At 73.7% G+C, this 14305-nt stretch carries 15 protein-coding genes; 8 read left to right on the top strand and 7 right to left on the bottom strand.

All coding sequences use genetic code 11. The features are described from left to right. Positions 1-107: 107 nt before the first annotated feature. Both ACFWVV_RS28135 and ACFWVV_RS28140 read right to left on the bottom strand, forming a co-directional pair. Positions 108-386: a hypothetical protein gene (locus ACFWVV_RS28135; protein ID WP_384344825.1), complete on the bottom strand. Its 279-nt coding sequence runs from the start codon at positions 384-386 to the stop codon at positions 108-110. Positions 387-398: 12 nt separating this feature from the next. Continuing rightward, positions 399-1196 (bottom strand): PspA/IM30 family protein, encoded by a 798-nt coding sequence (locus tag ACFWVV_RS28140; RefSeq protein WP_384344827.1) that lies wholly within the window; start codon positions 1194-1196, stop codon positions 399-401. Between the two features lie 343 nt (positions 1197-1539). Here ACFWVV_RS28140 and ACFWVV_RS28145 point away from each other — a divergent pair, with 343 nt between their 5' ends. The 3 genes from ACFWVV_RS28145 (at position 1540) to ACFWVV_RS28155 (ending at position 4298) form a co-directional block, all read left to right on the top strand. Beyond that, complete coding sequence (locus tag ACFWVV_RS28145) at positions 1540-2145, top strand: DUF3043 domain-containing protein (RefSeq protein WP_384344830.1); 606 nt, start codon at positions 1540-1542, stop codon at positions 2143-2145. Between the two features lie 95 nt (positions 2146-2240). Continuing rightward, positions 2241-2975 carry a class I SAM-dependent methyltransferase gene (locus ACFWVV_RS28150; protein ID WP_384345110.1) on the top strand — a complete coding sequence of 245 codons (735 nt, stop codon included), beginning with the start codon at positions 2241-2243 and terminating at the stop codon, positions 2973-2975. 177 nt (positions 2976-3152) lie between these two features. After that, complete coding sequence (locus tag ACFWVV_RS28155) at positions 3153-4298, top strand: S1C family serine protease (RefSeq protein ID WP_384344833.1); 1146 nt, start codon at positions 3153-3155, stop codon at positions 4296-4298. 92 nt (positions 4299-4390) lie between these two features. On the opposite strand, the gene ACFWVV_RS28160 is transcribed toward ACFWVV_RS28155, so the two are convergent. Further along, a complete protein-coding gene (locus tag ACFWVV_RS28160) occupies positions 4391-4597 on the bottom strand; it encodes a hypothetical protein (protein ID WP_384344836.1) in 207 nt (68 codons plus the stop codon). Positions 4598-4677: 80 nt separating this feature from the next. On the opposite strand from ACFWVV_RS28160, the gene ACFWVV_RS28165 reads away from it, so the two are divergent. The 4 genes from ACFWVV_RS28165 to ACFWVV_RS28180 all read left to right on the top strand — a co-directional run bounded on the left by ACFWVV_RS28165 (position 4678) and on the right by ACFWVV_RS28180 (position 9615). Next, on the top strand, positions 4678-5871 hold the full coding sequence (locus ACFWVV_RS28165; protein WP_384344839.1) for a bifunctional adenosylcobinamide kinase/adenosylcobinamide-phosphate guanylyltransferase: 1194 nt from the start codon (positions 4678-4680) through the stop codon (positions 5869-5871). Between the two features lie 30 nt (positions 5872-5901). Next, positions 5902-6993 carry a nicotinate-nucleotide--dimethylbenzimidazole phosphoribosyltransferase gene (gene cobT / locus ACFWVV_RS28170; RefSeq protein ID WP_384344842.1) on the top strand — a complete coding sequence of 364 codons (1092 nt, stop codon included), beginning with the start codon at positions 5902-5904 and terminating at the stop codon, positions 6991-6993. A gap of 94 nt (positions 6994-7087) precedes the next feature. Beyond that, on the top strand, positions 7088-8893 hold the full coding sequence (locus tag ACFWVV_RS28175; RefSeq protein WP_384344845.1) for a phosphatidylglycerol lysyltransferase domain-containing protein: 1806 nt from the start codon (positions 7088-7090) through the stop codon (positions 8891-8893). Further along, a complete protein-coding gene (locus tag ACFWVV_RS28180) occupies positions 8890-9615 on the top strand; it encodes a hypothetical protein (RefSeq protein ID WP_384344848.1) in 726 nt (241 codons plus the stop codon). Before ACFWVV_RS28175 ends, ACFWVV_RS28180 begins: the two co-directional genes overlap by 4 nt. Here ACFWVV_RS28180 and ACFWVV_RS28185 read toward each other — a convergent pair. Continuing rightward, positions 9576-10319, bottom strand: a complete 744-nt coding sequence (locus ACFWVV_RS28185; protein WP_384344851.1) for a hypothetical protein — start codon at positions 10317-10319, stop codon at positions 9576-9578. The two genes, ACFWVV_RS28180 and ACFWVV_RS28185, sit on opposite strands and share 40 nt — an antisense overlap. A gap of 76 nt (positions 10320-10395) precedes the next feature. Here ACFWVV_RS28185 and ACFWVV_RS28190 point away from each other — a divergent pair, with 76 nt between their 5' ends. Further along, positions 10396-11202, top strand: coding sequence for an adenosylcobinamide-GDP ribazoletransferase (locus ACFWVV_RS28190; RefSeq protein WP_384344854.1), 807 nt, complete (start codon positions 10396-10398; stop codon positions 11200-11202). Positions 11203-11228: 26 nt separating this feature from the next. On the opposite strand, the gene ACFWVV_RS28195 is transcribed toward ACFWVV_RS28190, so the two are convergent. Genes ACFWVV_RS28195 through ACFWVV_RS28205 form a run of 3 tightly spaced genes read right to left on the bottom strand, consistent with a single transcriptional unit; the run spans position 11229 to position 14204 of the window. Further along, positions 11229-12098: an endo alpha-1,4 polygalactosaminidase gene (locus ACFWVV_RS28195; protein WP_384344857.1), complete on the bottom strand. Its 870-nt coding sequence runs from the start codon at positions 12096-12098 to the stop codon at positions 11229-11231. Next, positions 12095-12766, bottom strand: coding sequence for a spherulation-specific family 4 protein (locus ACFWVV_RS28200; RefSeq protein ID WP_384344859.1), 672 nt, complete (start codon positions 12764-12766; stop codon positions 12095-12097). Before ACFWVV_RS28200 ends, ACFWVV_RS28195 begins: the two co-directional genes overlap by 4 nt. 13 nt (positions 12767-12779) lie before the next feature. Next, positions 12780-14204 (bottom strand): hypothetical protein, encoded by a 1425-nt coding sequence (locus ACFWVV_RS28205; protein ID WP_384344862.1) that lies wholly within the window; start codon positions 14202-14204, stop codon positions 12780-12782. Positions 14205-14305: the final 101 nt, after the last annotated feature.

The following is a 14305-nucleotide window of genomic DNA, read 5'->3' on the forward strand; positions in this document are numbered from 1 at the left end:
CGCCCAGGGGGCGGGGGGGTGCGGGTGCGGCCCCGCCGCCCAAGGGGGCGGGGGGGGGGTGGGGTGCGGGTGCGGCTCCGCCGCCCGAGGGGGCGGAGGCGGCGGGGTCAGCCGGGGATGAGGCCGTCTTCGGTGAGGAGGGCGCGGACTTCTTCCAGGGTGGAGTCCGGGGCCGGGAGGATGAGCTCGGAGGGTGCCAGGGAGTCGTCCGCCAGGGGCGTGCCCAGCGACCGCACCGCCTCCAGCAGAGCCTCCAGCGTGCGCCGGAAGCCGGGCCCGTCCCCGTTCTCCATCTCGGCCAGCAACTCGTCGTCGAGCTTGTTGAGCTCGGCGAAGTGGCTGTCGGCCAGATCGAGCTGACCCTCCCCCATGATGCGGACGATCATGGTTCTCCTGCCCTACTGCTTGTCGAACTTCGGGTGGGACTGGCTCTGCCCGTTCTGCGCGGAGCCCTGCTGGCCCTGGCCGCCCTCGATCGCCTGCTGCGAGGGGCCGCCGGCCAGCTCCGCCTTCATCCGCTGGAGCTCCAGCTCGACGTCCGTACCGCCGGAGAGACGGTCCAGTTCGGCCTGGATGTCGTCCTTGGCGAGTCCGGAGTGGTCGTCCAGCGCACCCGAGGCGAGCAGCTCGTCGATCGCACCGGCCCGCGCCTGGAGCTGGGCCGTCTTGTCCTCGGCGCGCTGGATCGCGACGCCGACGTCGCTCATCTCCTCGGAGATGCCGGAGAAGGACTCCGCGATCCGGGTCTGCGCCTGCGCCGCCGTGTAGGTGGCCTTGATGGTCTCCTTCTTCGTACGGAAGGCGTCCACCTTGGCCTGGAGGCGCTGGGCCGCGAGGGTCAGCTTCTCCTCCTCGCCCTGGAGGGTCTGGTGCTGCACCTCCAGGTCGGAGACCTGCTGCTGCAGCGCGGCCCGGCGGGACAGCGCCTCGCGGGCGAGGTCCTCCCGGCCGAGCGCGAGCGCCTTGCGGCCCTGGTCCTCCAGTTTGGAGGAGTTGTTCTGCAGCGTGTTCAGCTGCAGTTCGAGCCGCTTGCGCGACGTCGCTACGTCGGCGACTCCGCGGCGCACCTTCTGCAGCAGTTCCAGCTGCTTCTGGTACGAGTAGTCGAGTGTCTCCCGCGGGTCTTCGGCCCGGTCAAGGGCCTTGTTCGCCTTCGCGCGGAAGATCATCCCCATACGCTTCATGACACCGCTCATGGGCTTCGCGCGCCCCCTTCTGACGGACTCCGGAACCTGGCCACTCCAACAGAACCCACAGTACGGGCCCTGTCTCCATTACCGCACTGTTCCGGCGTCGATGTGCTCCTCCTCCAGGACGACTGTGCGAAGCCGGTCTCGGGCGTAGGGAGTAGAGGCAACCCTGGTACGGGACGACGGCGGCCTCCCCGCCGGACCCCGCCACCGGACCCCGCCGCCGCCTTCCGCCGCCGGCTCGGACGTCGGCGGCGGGCGGCTCGGGAGCGGATCCGGGCACAGCTGTTGCCGGATCGTTCCCCGTCGGACCGCACGCCATGCCCGGCACCCCGTACCCTTGGGTTTTGTGTTCCGTAGCCGTGCCAACTCCAGCGCCGAGAAGACCGCCGCCACCGACAAGGTGACCATCGATCTCTCCAAGACGCCCCGTGACCCGCAGGCGCCCAAGGGCCGCCCCACTCCCAAGCGCGCCGTCGCGCAGTCGCAGCGCCGCAGCGCCGTGACCGCGCCGACGAACCGCAAGGAGGCGATGAAGCGCCAGCGGGAGGCCCGCCGCGCCGACCTCGCCAAGCAGCGGGAGGCCCTCGCCAGTGGTGACGAGCGGTACCTGCCCGTGCGTGACAAGGGTCCGGTGCGCCGCTTCACCCGTGACTTCGTCGACTCGCGCTTCTTCGTCGCGGAGTTCTTCCTGCCGATGGCGGTGATCATCCTGGTGCTGAGCATGGTGCAGGTGGGCAACCTGCAGACCATCGCGCTGATGCTGTGGATGGTCGTCATCGTGCTGATCGTGATCGACTCGATCGGTCTGGCCATCCGCCTGAAGAAGCAGCTCAAGACCCGCTTCCCGGACGAGTCGCTGCGCGGTGCCACCGCGTACGGTCTGATGCGCTCCCTCCAGATGCGCCGTCTGCGCCTGCCGAAGCCGCAGGTGAAGCGCGGGGAACGGCCCTGAGCAGGGACGCCCCCCAGGCTCCGGGAGCCCCGTCGACCGCCGCACCGGCGGATTTCGGCGGGGCTTCCGCCACATCGGCGGCCGGTCCGGGGGGACTGCGGAGCCGGGTCTGCCAGGAACTGGTGACCCGGCAGCTCGACGAACAGATATCCGGCCGGTTCCCGGTCGGCAGGCGACTGCGGGTGCTCGACGTCGGGATGGGGCACGGCGCCCAGGCGCTGCGGCTGGCCCGCGCCGGGCACAGGGTGACGGGCCTGGAGTCCGACCCCGGCCTGCTGGCCTCGGCCCGCGACGCCCTCTGCGGCGAGCCCGCCGGGATCCGCGAACGGGTCCGCCTGATCGAGGGCACGGGGCACGACACCGGCGTCCACTTCCTGCCCGGCAGCTTCGACGTGGTGCTGTGCCACGGGGTGCTGATGCACGTGGCGCAGCCGGACGCCCTGGTGGCGGGTCTGGGCAGGATGCTGGCCCCCGGCGGCCTGCTGTCGCTGCTCGTACGGAACGCGGACGCACTGGCCATGGGACCGGGGCTGGCCGGGGACTGGGCAGGGGCGCTGGCCGCGCTGGACACGGACGCGTACACCGACCGGCAGGGCCTCGCGGTCCGCGCGGACCGGCTGGACGCCCTGACGGCGACCCTCGCGGGCATCGCGGCCCCGCTGCACGCCTGGTACGGGGTGCGGGTGTTCACCGACGGCGTGCGCCCCGGTGGCCCGGAGCTCTCCGAGGAGGAGCTGGCGCGGGTACTGGCCCTGGAGGACCGGGTGGCCAGGACGGACCCGTACCGGCGGGTGGCGGCGCTGCTGCATCTGTGCGGGGTACGCGGCTGACGGTGCGCGGCGCGGTCGGCCGCGCTGGCGCCTCATCCGTGCGGAGTACGCGGCTGACGGCCTGCGGCGCGGGCAGGCTTACGGGGTAGGCATGCAGGGGGCCGTTCCGGGTGACCCGCCCCCTGTTCGGCCGCTGCCGGGAGGCCACCTCGCACGGACAGAAGGGACACTCCGGACATGGATGGATCACTTCGCCCCGCCCGCACCGCCACCCCCGTCCCCGCTCGCGCCCCCGCACCCCGCCGGCTGCTGCTGCCGCTGGTCGCGGGGTGCTGCGCGGTGACGCTGCTCTCGGGCTGCTCGGATCCGGCGCCGACCGGTGCCGCCGCCGAGTCCCCCGCCTCCTCGTCCGCCGCCTCCTCCTCTCCCGCCGCCGAGCCGCGCGGCAGTTCCGGCAGCACGCGGGAGCTGGAGAAGGACTACCAGCAGGTGATCCAGGAGGCACTGCCCTCGGTCGTGCAGATCGACGCCAGCGAGGGCCTCGGTTCCGGCGTCGTGTACGACGGCAAGGGCCACGTCGTGACCAACGCCCATGTGGTCGGCCAGGAGAAGACCTTCAAGGTCACCGTGGCCACGGGCGGCGAGACGATCGGCGCGAAGCTGGTGGCCGCGTACCCGGAGCAGGACCTGGCCGTCATCAAGCTGGACCGGGTTCCCGCCGGGGTGAAGGCGGCCCGGTTCGGTGACTCCGCGAAGGTGGAGGTCGGGCAGATCGTCCTGGCGATGGGCAGCCCGCTCGGCCTGTCCAGCAGCGTCACCCAGGGCATCGTCTCGGCGGTCGGCCGTACGGTGAGCGAGCCGCGCACCGGCGGCGGCACCGGTGCCACGATCGGCAACATGGTGCAGACCTCGGCGGCGATCAACCCGGGCAACAGCGGTGGCGCCCTGGTGAACCTGGACGGTCAGGTCATCGGCATCCCCACCCTGGCCGCCAGCGATCCGCAGATGGGGGGCGGGGCCGCGCCGGGAATCGGCTTCGCGATCCCGGTCTCGATGGTGCGCACGGTCGCCGACCAGATCATCAAGAGCGGCAAGGTGACGGACTCCGGGCGGGCGGCGCTGGGCATTTCCGGCCGGACGGTCCTGGACGACGACTTCCGGCCCACCGGGGTGGCCGTGGCGGCCGTCGCGAAGGGCGGGGCGGCGGCCGGGGCGGGAATCCGGCCGGGGGACGTCATCGTGACGCTCGGCGGGAAACCGGTGCCGACGATCACGGCCCTGACCGAGGAACTGGCTTCGGCGCGGCCGGGGCAGAAGGTGGGGGTGGAGTTCCTGCGGGACGGCGTGAAGAAGTCGGCGGAGGCCACTTTGGGCGAGATGTAGGCGCCCGGGGGGCGCCGGTGGCGCGGGTGGCCCCTTCTGCCCGGCCCCGCCCCGCGCCCCCTTGAGGTACTCAGGGGCGCGGGGCCCTTTCCTCAGTCCTCCGGGTTCAGGCTCATCGGGCCGTAGATCTTCTTGCCGTCCTCCGACAGGGTCACCTGCGTCGCCCCGCCCTCCAGGAGGTCCTTCCAGACCTCTCCGAGCCAGGACTCCGCGTCGCCCTGCGTGGTGAACTCCTCCGGCTCCACGGCCGGTTGGGTCTCCGTTCCGTCCGCCTTTTCGAACCGCCACGTCCACGCCATGTACGCCTCCCGGGTCGTTCGATGCTGCTGGCAGCGTAGCCGGGCGCGCAGCGCGCACAAGGACGCGGGAGGATCGTCCCGTGGAACTGACTCTCCTCGGTACCGGCGCACCGGCCGGCCTGCCCCGCCCGGACTGCCCCTGCGCCGACTGCGCCACCGCCCGGGGACCGCGTGCCCGCGGTGCCACCGCGCTGCTGGTGGACGGGGCCCTGCTGCTGGACCTCACCCCCGGGGCGGCGCTGGCCGCGGCCCGGGCGGGGCGTTCGCTGGGCGGTGTACGGCAGGTGCTGCTCACGCATCCGCACGACGGGCCGCCCGTCGAGCTGCCGCCCGGGCTGCCCCGGGCCGGGCGGGTGCCGGACGGCCAGGAGCTGACGCTGATCAGCGGGCACCGGGTGCGGGCGGTGCCGATGGACTCCCCCGGCACCGGGTACGAGGTGACCTCCGTGGAGGGCGACCGGCTGCTGTACCTGCCGCCGGGCGGGGCGCCCGCCGGGGACGGCAGGGTGCGGCCGTACGACCTGGTCGTACTGGACGTCCTCGGCCGGCCGGACGCCCTGGCCAGGCTCCGGTCCTGGGGTGCCGTGCTGTCGTCCACCGATGTCGTCGCCGTGCACCTGGACCACGGTGTGCCGCCGGGGGCGGAGACGGACCGGCGGCTGGCGGCGCTCGGGGCCAGGGCGGTGGCGGACGGCACCACCCTGGAGGTCGGGGCGTACGAGGAGGTGCCGGACGTGCCGCGGCGCACGCTGGTGCTCGGCGGGGCCAGGTCGGGCAAGTCGGTGGAGGCCGAGCGGCGGCTGGAGGGCTTCCCCGGAGTGGTGTACGTGGCGACCGGCGGCCGGCGGGACGGCGACGCCGAGTGGGCGGAGCGGATCGGGCTGCACCGGGAGCGGCGGCCCGGCAGCTGGCGCACGGAGGAGACCTGCGAGGTGGCGGAGCTGCTGGCGCAGGACGGGCCGCCACTGCTGGTGGACTGCTTGGCGCTGTGGCTGACGGACGCGATGGACCGGGTCGGCGCGTGGGACGAGGAGAAATGGGCGGCAGGCGGGCGGGCGGCGCTGCGCGAGCGGGTGGAGGAGCTGGTGCGGGCGGTACGGGAGACCGGCAGGACCGTGGTCGCGGTGAGCAACGAGGTGGGGTCGGGGGTGGTGCCGGCGACGCCGTCGGGACGGCGTTTCCGGGACGAGCTCGGCCGGCTCAACGCACGTGTCGCCGCGGAGTGCGAGGAGGTTCTGCTGGTGGCGGCGGGACAGGCGCTGAGACTGCGGTGAAGGCCGGGGCAGGCCGGTACTGTTCGGCGAATGAGCGCGTTGAATCTTGATGACTTCTCCGATCTGATCGAGCGTCCTGACAGTGGCGTGCGCCGGGAGGCCGAGGAGCGGCGGGAACGTTTCGCCGTGGCGCCCGGGACGCTGGGCCGGCTCGACGAGCTGGGCGAGTGGCTGGCGGCGGCCCAGGGGTCCGTACCGGTGCGGCCCCTCGAGCGGGCCAAGGTGGTGCTGTTCGCCGGGGACCACGGGGTCGCCGGGCTCGGGGTGTCGGCGCGCGAGGCCGGTTCGGCCCGGCTGCTGGTGCGGGCGGTGCTGGAAGGGGAGAGTCCGGTGGCCGTGCTGGCGCGGCGGACCGGCACCCCGCTGCGGGTCGTCGACGCCGCCCTGGACTGCGACCCGGAGCTGCTGCCCGAGGAGGTGGTACGGCACCGGGTGCGGCGCGGCTCGGGCCGTATCGACATCGAGGACGCGATGACCGTCGAGGAGGCCGAGCGGGCCGTCCGGATGGGCATGGCGATCGCCGACGAGGAGGCCGACGCGGGGACCGGCCTGGTGGTGCTCGGGGATCTGAGCGTGGGCGGCACCACCGCCGCGGCCACCCTGGTCGCCGCGCTCTGCGGCACCGACGCCTCGGTGGTCACCGGGCGCGGCGGCGCGTACATCGACGACCTGGCGTGGATGCGCAAGTGCGCGGCGGTGCGCGACGCGCTGCGGCGGGCCAGGCCGGTGCTGGGCGACCAGCTGGAGCTGCTGGCCGCCGTGGGCGGGGCGGACCTCGCCGCGATGACCGGGTTCCTGCTCCAGTGCGCGGTGCGCCGCACACCGGTGATCCTGGACGGCGTCGTCTCGGCGGCCTGTGCGCTGGTGGCGCAGCGGGCGGCGTTCCGGGCGCCGGACTGGTGGCTGGCCGGGCAGGTCAGCGGGGAGCCTGCGCAGGACAAGGCGCTCGACCGGATGGCACTCAACCCTCTGCTCGACCAGGGCGTCACTGTGGGGGAAGGAACGGGGGCACTGCTGGCGCTTCCGCTGGTCCAGGCCGCTGCCGCGCTCGCCGCGGAGCTGCCCGTACGGGAGGAGCCGGCCGATGACGCGAAGGACGCCGGGGCAGTGACGGGCGGCTGAGTCGCAGCGGTGCCCCCGGGCCTCCCGGCGGGCGCGGCGGTTCGCCACCGGCACGGTCTCTTGCGGAACGCAATGCCCCATATCATCGCGTTTCATGGGAGATGTCCGCTTGGTCACCGAAGGAACATCCAAGGCAGCGCCGCCCGCCTCCAAGGCGCGCCGCAGTACGCCGCTGTCCCGGCGCAGCGCCGCCTTCGCCGTCTGGTACCTGCGGGCCGTGACGTTCATCTGCTTCCTGAGCGCCGTGTGGGTCTCCCTCGGCCAGGACCTGCGCCGGCACAACGAGGGTGACTACTTCACCCCGTACCTGCTGACGGCCGGCTTCTCGGCGGGCCTGTTCGCCCTGGTCATGGCCGTCACCATGCGCCGGCGCAAGCGGGCCGCGTGGATCGTGAACACGGTGCTCAGCGGGCTGCTGTTCATGCTGTTCGCCCTGGTGATGTTCTTCCCCGAGATCCGGCAGTACCCGCGCAACTGGGTCTCGCTGGTGCTGACCGGGGCGTTCTTCGCGGCGCTGCTGCTGGGCAGGCGCGAGTTCTACGCGAAGGGCGACCGGTCCAACCCCAGGCTGGCGGGCGCCGTCGCGGTGGGCGGGCTCATGGTCACCTCGCTGCTGGCGGCACTGCTGGTGACCGTCACCAACACCGCCTCGCACGGCGCGGGCTCCTCGACGTTCCTGGAGCGCTGGCGGTACGGGGTGGCCCGGCTGATCTCGCTGGCCGCGCCGGAGGACCAGTTCGCCGGGATCATGACGCCGGGCTGGGTCAACGTCCTCATCAACATCATGAGCACCGCCCTGCTGATCGGTGTCCTGCTGGCCGCCTTCCGGGCCCGCCGGGCCGTCGACCCGCTCTCCGACGAGGACGAGGAGAAGCTGCGGGCCCTGCTGGCCACACACGGCGAGCGCGACTCCCTCGGCTACTTCGCGCTGCGCCGCGACAAGAGCGCGATCTGGTCGCCGACGCAGAAGGCCGCCGTCACCTACCGGGTGGTCGGCGGGGTCTCGCTCGCCTCCGGTGACCCGATCGGCGACCCGGAGGCCTGGCCGGGGGCGATCGAGCCGTGGCTGGCGCAGGCCCGCGAGCACGGCTGGGTGCCCGCCGTGATGGGCGCGAGCGAGGAGGCGGGCACGATCTACGCCCGGCACGGTCTCGACGCCCTGGAGCTGGGGGACGAGGCGATCGTGGAGACGGCCGAGTTCACCCTTCAGGGCCGTGCGATGCGCACCGTGCGGCAGGCGTACAACCGGGTGCAGCGGGCCGGGTACCAGGTCCGCATCCGCCGTCACGAGGAGATCCCCGGGCCGGAGATGGCCGAGCTGCTCCGCAGGGCCGACGACTGGCGGGACGGGGCCACCGAACGCGGCTTCTCGATGGCGCTGGGACGGCTGGGTGATCCGGGCGACGGGCGCTGCGTGATGCTGGAGTGCACGGACGGCGCGGGCGAGCTGAGGGCGGTGCTCAGCTTCGTGCCGTGGGGTCCCGGGGGTCTCTCGCTGGACCTGATGCGCCGCGACCGGGACTCCGAGAACGGGCTGATGGAGTTCATGGTCATCGAACTCCTCCAGCGCGCAGGCGAGATCAACATCACTCAGGTGTCGCTGAACTTCGCGATGTTCCGGTCGGTCTTCGAGCGTGGTGCACGCCTCGGTGCGGGACCGGTGCTGAGGCTGTGGCGCTCGCTGCTGAGCTTCTTCTCGCGCTGGTGGCAGATCGAGTCGTTGTACCGGGCCAATGCCAAGTACCGACCGATCTGGGAGCCTCGCTTCATGCTCTTCGAGAAGAGTGCCGACCTGTTGCGCATCGGCGTCGCCGCCGGACGCGCCGAAGGCTTCCTGGAAGCCCCCGGGCTGCCCAAGTGGCTGCACCGCAAGCACCTGGAGACGGGAAGGAGAACGTGAGCGCGGGCGCCGTTCCCGAGCCCTGGCCCCGCCGCTTCGCCCGGCGCGAGTGGGGCCCGCTGTACGCGCGCGTGCGCGCGGCGCTGACCGCCCGCGGCTGGCGGGCCGCCTGGATGACGCTGGCCGCGGTCTGCCTGACCGCGCTGTTCCAGGTCGTGCAGAACCAGTCCTGGGGCTACCAGACCGTGCAGAACATCGGCGCGGTGCGGGCCGAGGACCCGCTGCCGCTGGCGCTGCTGCGCACCCCGCTGTCGCTGTTCGTGCCGGCGCTCGACCTGCCGGTGTGGGGTGCGCTCGCCCAGGTGCTGCTGGTGTTCGGCATCGCGGAGATCTGTCTGGGCCGCGTCAGGACGCTGTTCCTGGCGTACGTCGCCACCCTCTCCGGGACGCTCTACGCGCGCGTGGGCGTGGCGCTGGGTCCTGACCACCCGGCCGGGCTGCCGGAGGCCGACAAGGCCGTGGTGGACACCGGCCCCTCGGCCGCGGTGGTGGGTCTCGCCCTGTACGTGTGCTGGCGGTACGGCGCGCGGTGGACGGCGGGGGCCGTGGTCCTGGCGATGGTGGTCGAGGTGGTCGTGAAGACGAACCTGGCCGGCAAGGAGCACATAGCGGCACTGCTGGGCGTGTTCCTGCTGATGCTGGCCGAAGGGGCCCTGCGCAGGCGCAGGGCCGCGCGGTGCGCTCAGGGTCCGGGCGAGGGCGCACCGCCGATCCAGTCCTGAACGGCGCGGCTGCGCCGGGCCCAGCGGCGGTCGTGCCGGTAGACCCGGCGCATCGCGCGCGCCCTGGCCCGGGGGCGGCGCCGGTAGAAGCGGCGCGCCCAGGGCGAGTTGGGGCGGGCGAGACGGACCGCGCCGACCACGCCGACGAGCGGGATCACGATCCCGAACAGGGCGGTGCGCACCTTCCCCTTGAACAGGGCCACCACCGACCACATCCCGTTGAGGACGATGTTCAGGATGAAGAGCCCCCTGCTGCGCGCCTCCTCCTCCGTCAGCTCGTTCACACCGAACGGGAGGGACCCGGTGAGCACCAGCAGCACCAGGGCTGCGGTGAGGACGACCATCTCGACGCTGGTGCGCCCCTGTTCGCTCCAGTAGACGTCGTCGAGGTGGAGGATCAGCGCGAACTCGTCCAGGACGAGACCCGCCCCGACCCCGAAGAGGAACGCGCAGAGAGCCGCCCCCACCCCGTGCCGGCCGCTGGCCACGGCGCCGAAGCCGCCGATGAGGGTGAGCACCACCCCGGGCACCACGTGGTGGATGTGCAGTCCGCCCGGCGTGACGTTGCGGAACGGGCCCTTCCCGGCCCGGATCAGCCGGGTGATGGTGCGGGTGACCACGAAGGACAGCACGAAGGACAGCAGGGCGACGAACAGCGGCAGCTTTCCCGGCTCGACGATGTTCCGGTACATCCAGTGACCCATGCCACCCACTCCACCTTGTCCACTTTGTGCGCAATAGGTAACTTACCGGCCCGTGCTGCCCGATAGCCTGCGCCCGGTGAGCACTCCTGACCCGCCGCCGCCCGCGCACGCCTCTCTCCAGGACGGACTGCGGTTCGCCTTCGGCACCCTCACCGTCCTGCCCGTGCGCGTCACCCGCTGGGACCGGCAGGCGGCCCGCAGGGGCATGTGGTGCGCGCCGCTCGCGGGCGCCGTGGTGGGGCTGTGCGCCGCGGCGCTCGGCGCCCTGCTGCTCCTGCTGGGAGCGGGCCCGCTGCTCGCCGCCGTCGCCACGGCCGCTGTGCCCGCCGTGCTCACCCGGGGGCTGCACCTGGACGGGCTCGCGGATACCGCCGACGGGCTCGGCAGCGCCAAGCCCGCCGCGGCGGCGCTGGACATCATGAAACAGTCGGACATCGGCCCGTTCGGCGTCATCACCCTGCTGTTCACGCTGCTGGCGCAGGTGGCGGTGTACGCGCAGCTGTACGCGGACGGCTGGGTGCGCGGCGCGCTGGCCGCACTGACCGCCGGCTTCGTGGCCCGGCTCGCCCTCACCCTCGCCTCCCGCACGGGCGTCCCCGCCGCCCGCCCCGGAGGTCTGGGGGCCGCGGTGGCGGGCGTCGTCCCGGCCCCCGGCGCTCTCGTCGCGGGCCTCGTCGGCACCCTTCTGTGCGCGGCCGCGGGCCTGGTCGCCGGTCCGTACGGCGCCCTGCACCACGGCCTGGCCGCGGTCGCCGCCCTGGGTGCGGCCCACCTGCTCCTGACGCACTGCGTGCGCCGCTTCGGCGGGGTGACGGGTGATGTCTTCGGCGCCCTGGCGGAAACGGCCGCGACGGCGGTTCTGGTCGTCCTGGCCCTGGGCTGAGCCGCGCGGCGGCCGGGGCCGCGCCCTCAGCAGGCGCGCCGCCAGGCCCCCAGGTCGTACCGCTTCAGCATCGAACTGAGCTTCAGCCGCCGTGACTCCGCGCAGAATTCGCTGACCGGGAGCTCGTACTCCACATGGAAGACCGCCTTCCGTGCCTCGATGAAGGGGGTCAGCAGGGCGCACTCGTCGAATTCGGCGCACTGCTCGTTGACCGCGAAGTCGAAGTCGCCGACCAGCTCGGGGATCTGCTCCAGGTCGTTCTTCAGGCCGACCGCCATCCCCCGCTCGTGGGCGAGACGGGCGATCAGCCGGTTGTAGCGGAGCTGGTCGGCGGCGGTGAGCGGGAAGCCCGTCTTGTTGAGGTGGCCGTCCATGTTGTCCGGTTCGACGGCGTCGAAGCCCTTGTCGCGGCACATGTCCATACGGGCGGCCATCAGGGGTTCCAGGACGTCGGTGCGGCGGATGTCAAGCCAGCGCTCGCCCTCCCAGCCGTTGCCCCGGCCGAGGATTTCGGCGGGGAAGCGGCCGGCGTCGGGGCGGAAGTTCTCCCACGCGCCGGTCGACAGGTAGCAGATGACCTTGCGGCCCTGGGCGCGCAGCTCGGCCACCGTCGCGGCGGAGTTGGTGTGCCCGTCGATGTCGTACACCGGTACGTCGACGGACAGGTCGGGCGTCCCGCTGAGCTGCCACTGCCAGTCCGTGCCCGGGCGCGGCTGCCAGCGGGGGCCGCCGGGCCGGGGCGACGGGGTGGCGGGCCCGGAGGCGGTGGTGGTGGGCCCCGGCACCGGTCCGGGTCCGGGTCCGGGGTCCGGATCGGACGACGTGCCGCACCCCGCCACCAGGAGCAGCAGCACGGCCGGCCACCCGGCGCGCCTGGTCCGCGACGCGCGCCTCATCGTCGTGCCCCCGCGTCCCGGCCCCGGTCGCCGAGTCCGTGCGGCAGGGTGCCCCACGGGTGGGCGCCGTCGCCCGGCACCGCGCAGTGCACCGCCGCGCCGCGCAGCGCGGCCAGCGCCGCGATGCCGGTGGGGGCCGCGTACACCAGGTGGCAGAAGCGGCCCGCCGGGTGCTCCCGGGTCCACTCCGGCACCGGGCCCTGCGCCAGGTAGGTGTCCCAGGTGCCCTCGAACGTCACCAGTACGTCGGCGAGCGCGAGGTAGGCCGGGTCGGGGTGCACCCCGTGGTTCAGCACCAGGGTCCGCGCACCCGTCTGGCGGGCCGCCACCGCGAGCCTGCGGTAGTGGGCGAGCGCGTCGGGCCCCGAGGAGACCTGGTCGAAGAAGGTGCCGTCGGTGGCGTACCAGTCGCGGTGGCGGAGCAGGTCCTCCACCACGGCGGCGTGCGGGCGCCGGGCGTAGTCCGTGTCGACGTAGCCGAGGACGCGCACCCCCTGCGCGCGCAATCGCTCCGCGAGGGCCGCGAACGCCTGGTCGGGGGCGGTGCCCGCGCCGCTGGCCGGGTTGAGGACCACCCCGTGCAGCCGCTCGGGCGCGCGCAGGAGAGCCTCCCAGTCCTCGGGGCGGTGGGCGGGGTGTTCGTAGAACGGCACGAGCAGGTGGGTCACGGGGTGCTTCCTCTCACGGCCGGTGGGCGGCCGCCCTGCCCAGCATGACGCCGACCAGGCCGGTCAGCAGCACCGCCGCCAGCCCCGGCACGGCCAGCGAGGTCTGCTGGCTCGCGCCGCCCAGCACGGCCAGCGTCTGCACGAGTGCCGCCGCCCCGCACACCGAGGCCGCCACCAGCACGGCACCGAACGCCTGGAGGAGCAGCCCGGTCCACATCAGGGTGCCGATGAGCAGCAGCCCGAGAGCGCGCCACCCGTCGAAGCCACCCGCCTGCGGCCACAACAGGGTGCCCGCCGCGGCCAGCCCCGCCAGGACCAGCAGGTACAGGCCCAGGCACCGCAGCAGGGTCCACGCGGTGGCGCGCCGGAACTGTCCCGGTGTGGTGGAGGCCCGCAGCCCGGCCAGGGTGCCGCTGCGGAACTTGTGCAGCAGCCACTCCGCCGGGCCCATGCTGAGCGTGAGAGCCACCGCCCCCGGCGCGGCGGCCGCCCCCGCGGTGCCGCCCGCGAGCACGTCGCCGAGCGCCGCGTGCAGCACCAGCACACCGGTGGCCAGGCCGAACACCCCGTACGGCACGGAGGCCAGCACCTTCGGCCCGCCAGGACCGCGCACCCGGCCGCCGGCCCCGCGCAGCAGTTCCACGGCCGCCAGGACGAGCACGGCCAGCGGCGAGAGGGCGAGCAGTGCGACGCGGGCCGCGTCCGGGACGTCGTAGAGGAGGGCGGCTACGGCGCCCGCCGACATCGGGGCGAGCGCGAGCAGCAGCAGCCGCTCCCGGCCCAGGACCAGCAGGACGGTGGCGGCCCCCTGGTACAGGGCCTGTACGGAGGCGAAGGCGACGGCGGCTCCTTCGCCGGGGCCGGCGACGGCGAGCGCCACCGCCGTCCCCAGCAGGGCGCCGAGCGGCGCCCCGGCGAGCAGGCAGCGGGCGGCCGCCGGGCGGTCGCCGAGGCCGAGCCAGGTGTAGGCCCGGTGGGCCAGTGCCTGGTTCCACGCCCAGCCCGTCAGCGCGCTGGCGACGAGCACCGCGATCGGGGTGGCGCCGGTGGCGAAGGGCGCCCCGAGCACGTAAGCGAGGCCGGGCAGGGCGAAGACCAGGCCGCGCAGCAGGCACGGGAGCAGGCTGATGTGCCAGGGGTCGCCGGGCGCGATCTCCGGTTCCGGGTAGGCCCGGGGCACGCGCGCGTAGAGGTCCTCGGCGAGTGCGAAGGAGTCGGTCCGGCCGTAGGTGAGCCGGATGTGCTCGTCGTTCATCCCGTCGGACTCCAGGATGGCGGCGATCTCGTCGGGGTGGACGGCGGCCTCGATCAGGTCGTGCAGCCGCCCGGCGAGTTCGTCCATCGGGTCCGCGGCGGTGGCCCAGGCGGGGCGCGGTCGCGGTATGGCCGGCAGGGTGTCCTGCCGGTCGTCGGGCGTCAGCCACATCGGGCCGCTCATGAGGTGCCTTTCGCGGCGGACGCGCGGGCCCCGCCGGACGTGGTGGGGTGTGCGCTCACCAGGTGGACCCGTGTGCTTGCCAGGTGGACCGGTGGGCTTAC

It is taken from the genome of Streptomyces sp. NPDC058663 (assembly GCF_042716745.1).
Lineage (GTDB): Bacteria > Actinomycetota > Actinomycetes > Streptomycetales > Streptomycetaceae > Streptomyces.

Coding starts and splice junctions, on each gene's coding strand:
- ACFWVV_RS28140 (WP_384344827.1), bottom strand. CDS start 1,196: ATGAGCGGTGTCATGAAGCGTATGGGGATGATCTTCCGCGCGAAGGCG.
- ACFWVV_RS28160 (WP_384344836.1), bottom strand. CDS start 4,597: ATGGCGTGGACGTGGCGGTTCGAAAAGGCGGACGGAACGGAGACCCAA.
- ACFWVV_RS28195 (WP_384344857.1), bottom strand. CDS start 12,098: ATGAGGCGCGCGTCGCGGACCAGGCGCGCCGGGTGGCCGGCCGTGCTG.
- ACFWVV_RS28205 (WP_384344862.1), bottom strand. CDS start 14,204: ATGAGCGGCCCGATGTGGCTGACGCCCGACGACCGGCAGGACACCCTG.
- ACFWVV_RS28135 (WP_384344825.1), bottom strand. CDS start 386: ATGATCGTCCGCATCATGGGGGAGGGTCAGCTCGATCTGGCCGACAGC.
- cobT (WP_384344842.1), top strand. CDS start 5,902: ATGAGCGCGTTGAATCTTGATGACTTCTCCGATCTGATCGAGCGTCCT.
- ACFWVV_RS28185 (WP_384344851.1), bottom strand. CDS start 10,319: ATGGGTCACTGGATGTACCGGAACATCGTCGAGCCGGGAAAGCTGCCG.
- ACFWVV_RS28155 (WP_384344833.1), top strand. CDS start 3,153: ATGGATGGATCACTTCGCCCCGCCCGCACCGCCACCCCCGTCCCCGCT.
- ACFWVV_RS28175 (WP_384344845.1), top strand. CDS start 7,088: ATGGGAGATGTCCGCTTGGTCACCGAAGGAACATCCAAGGCAGCGCCG.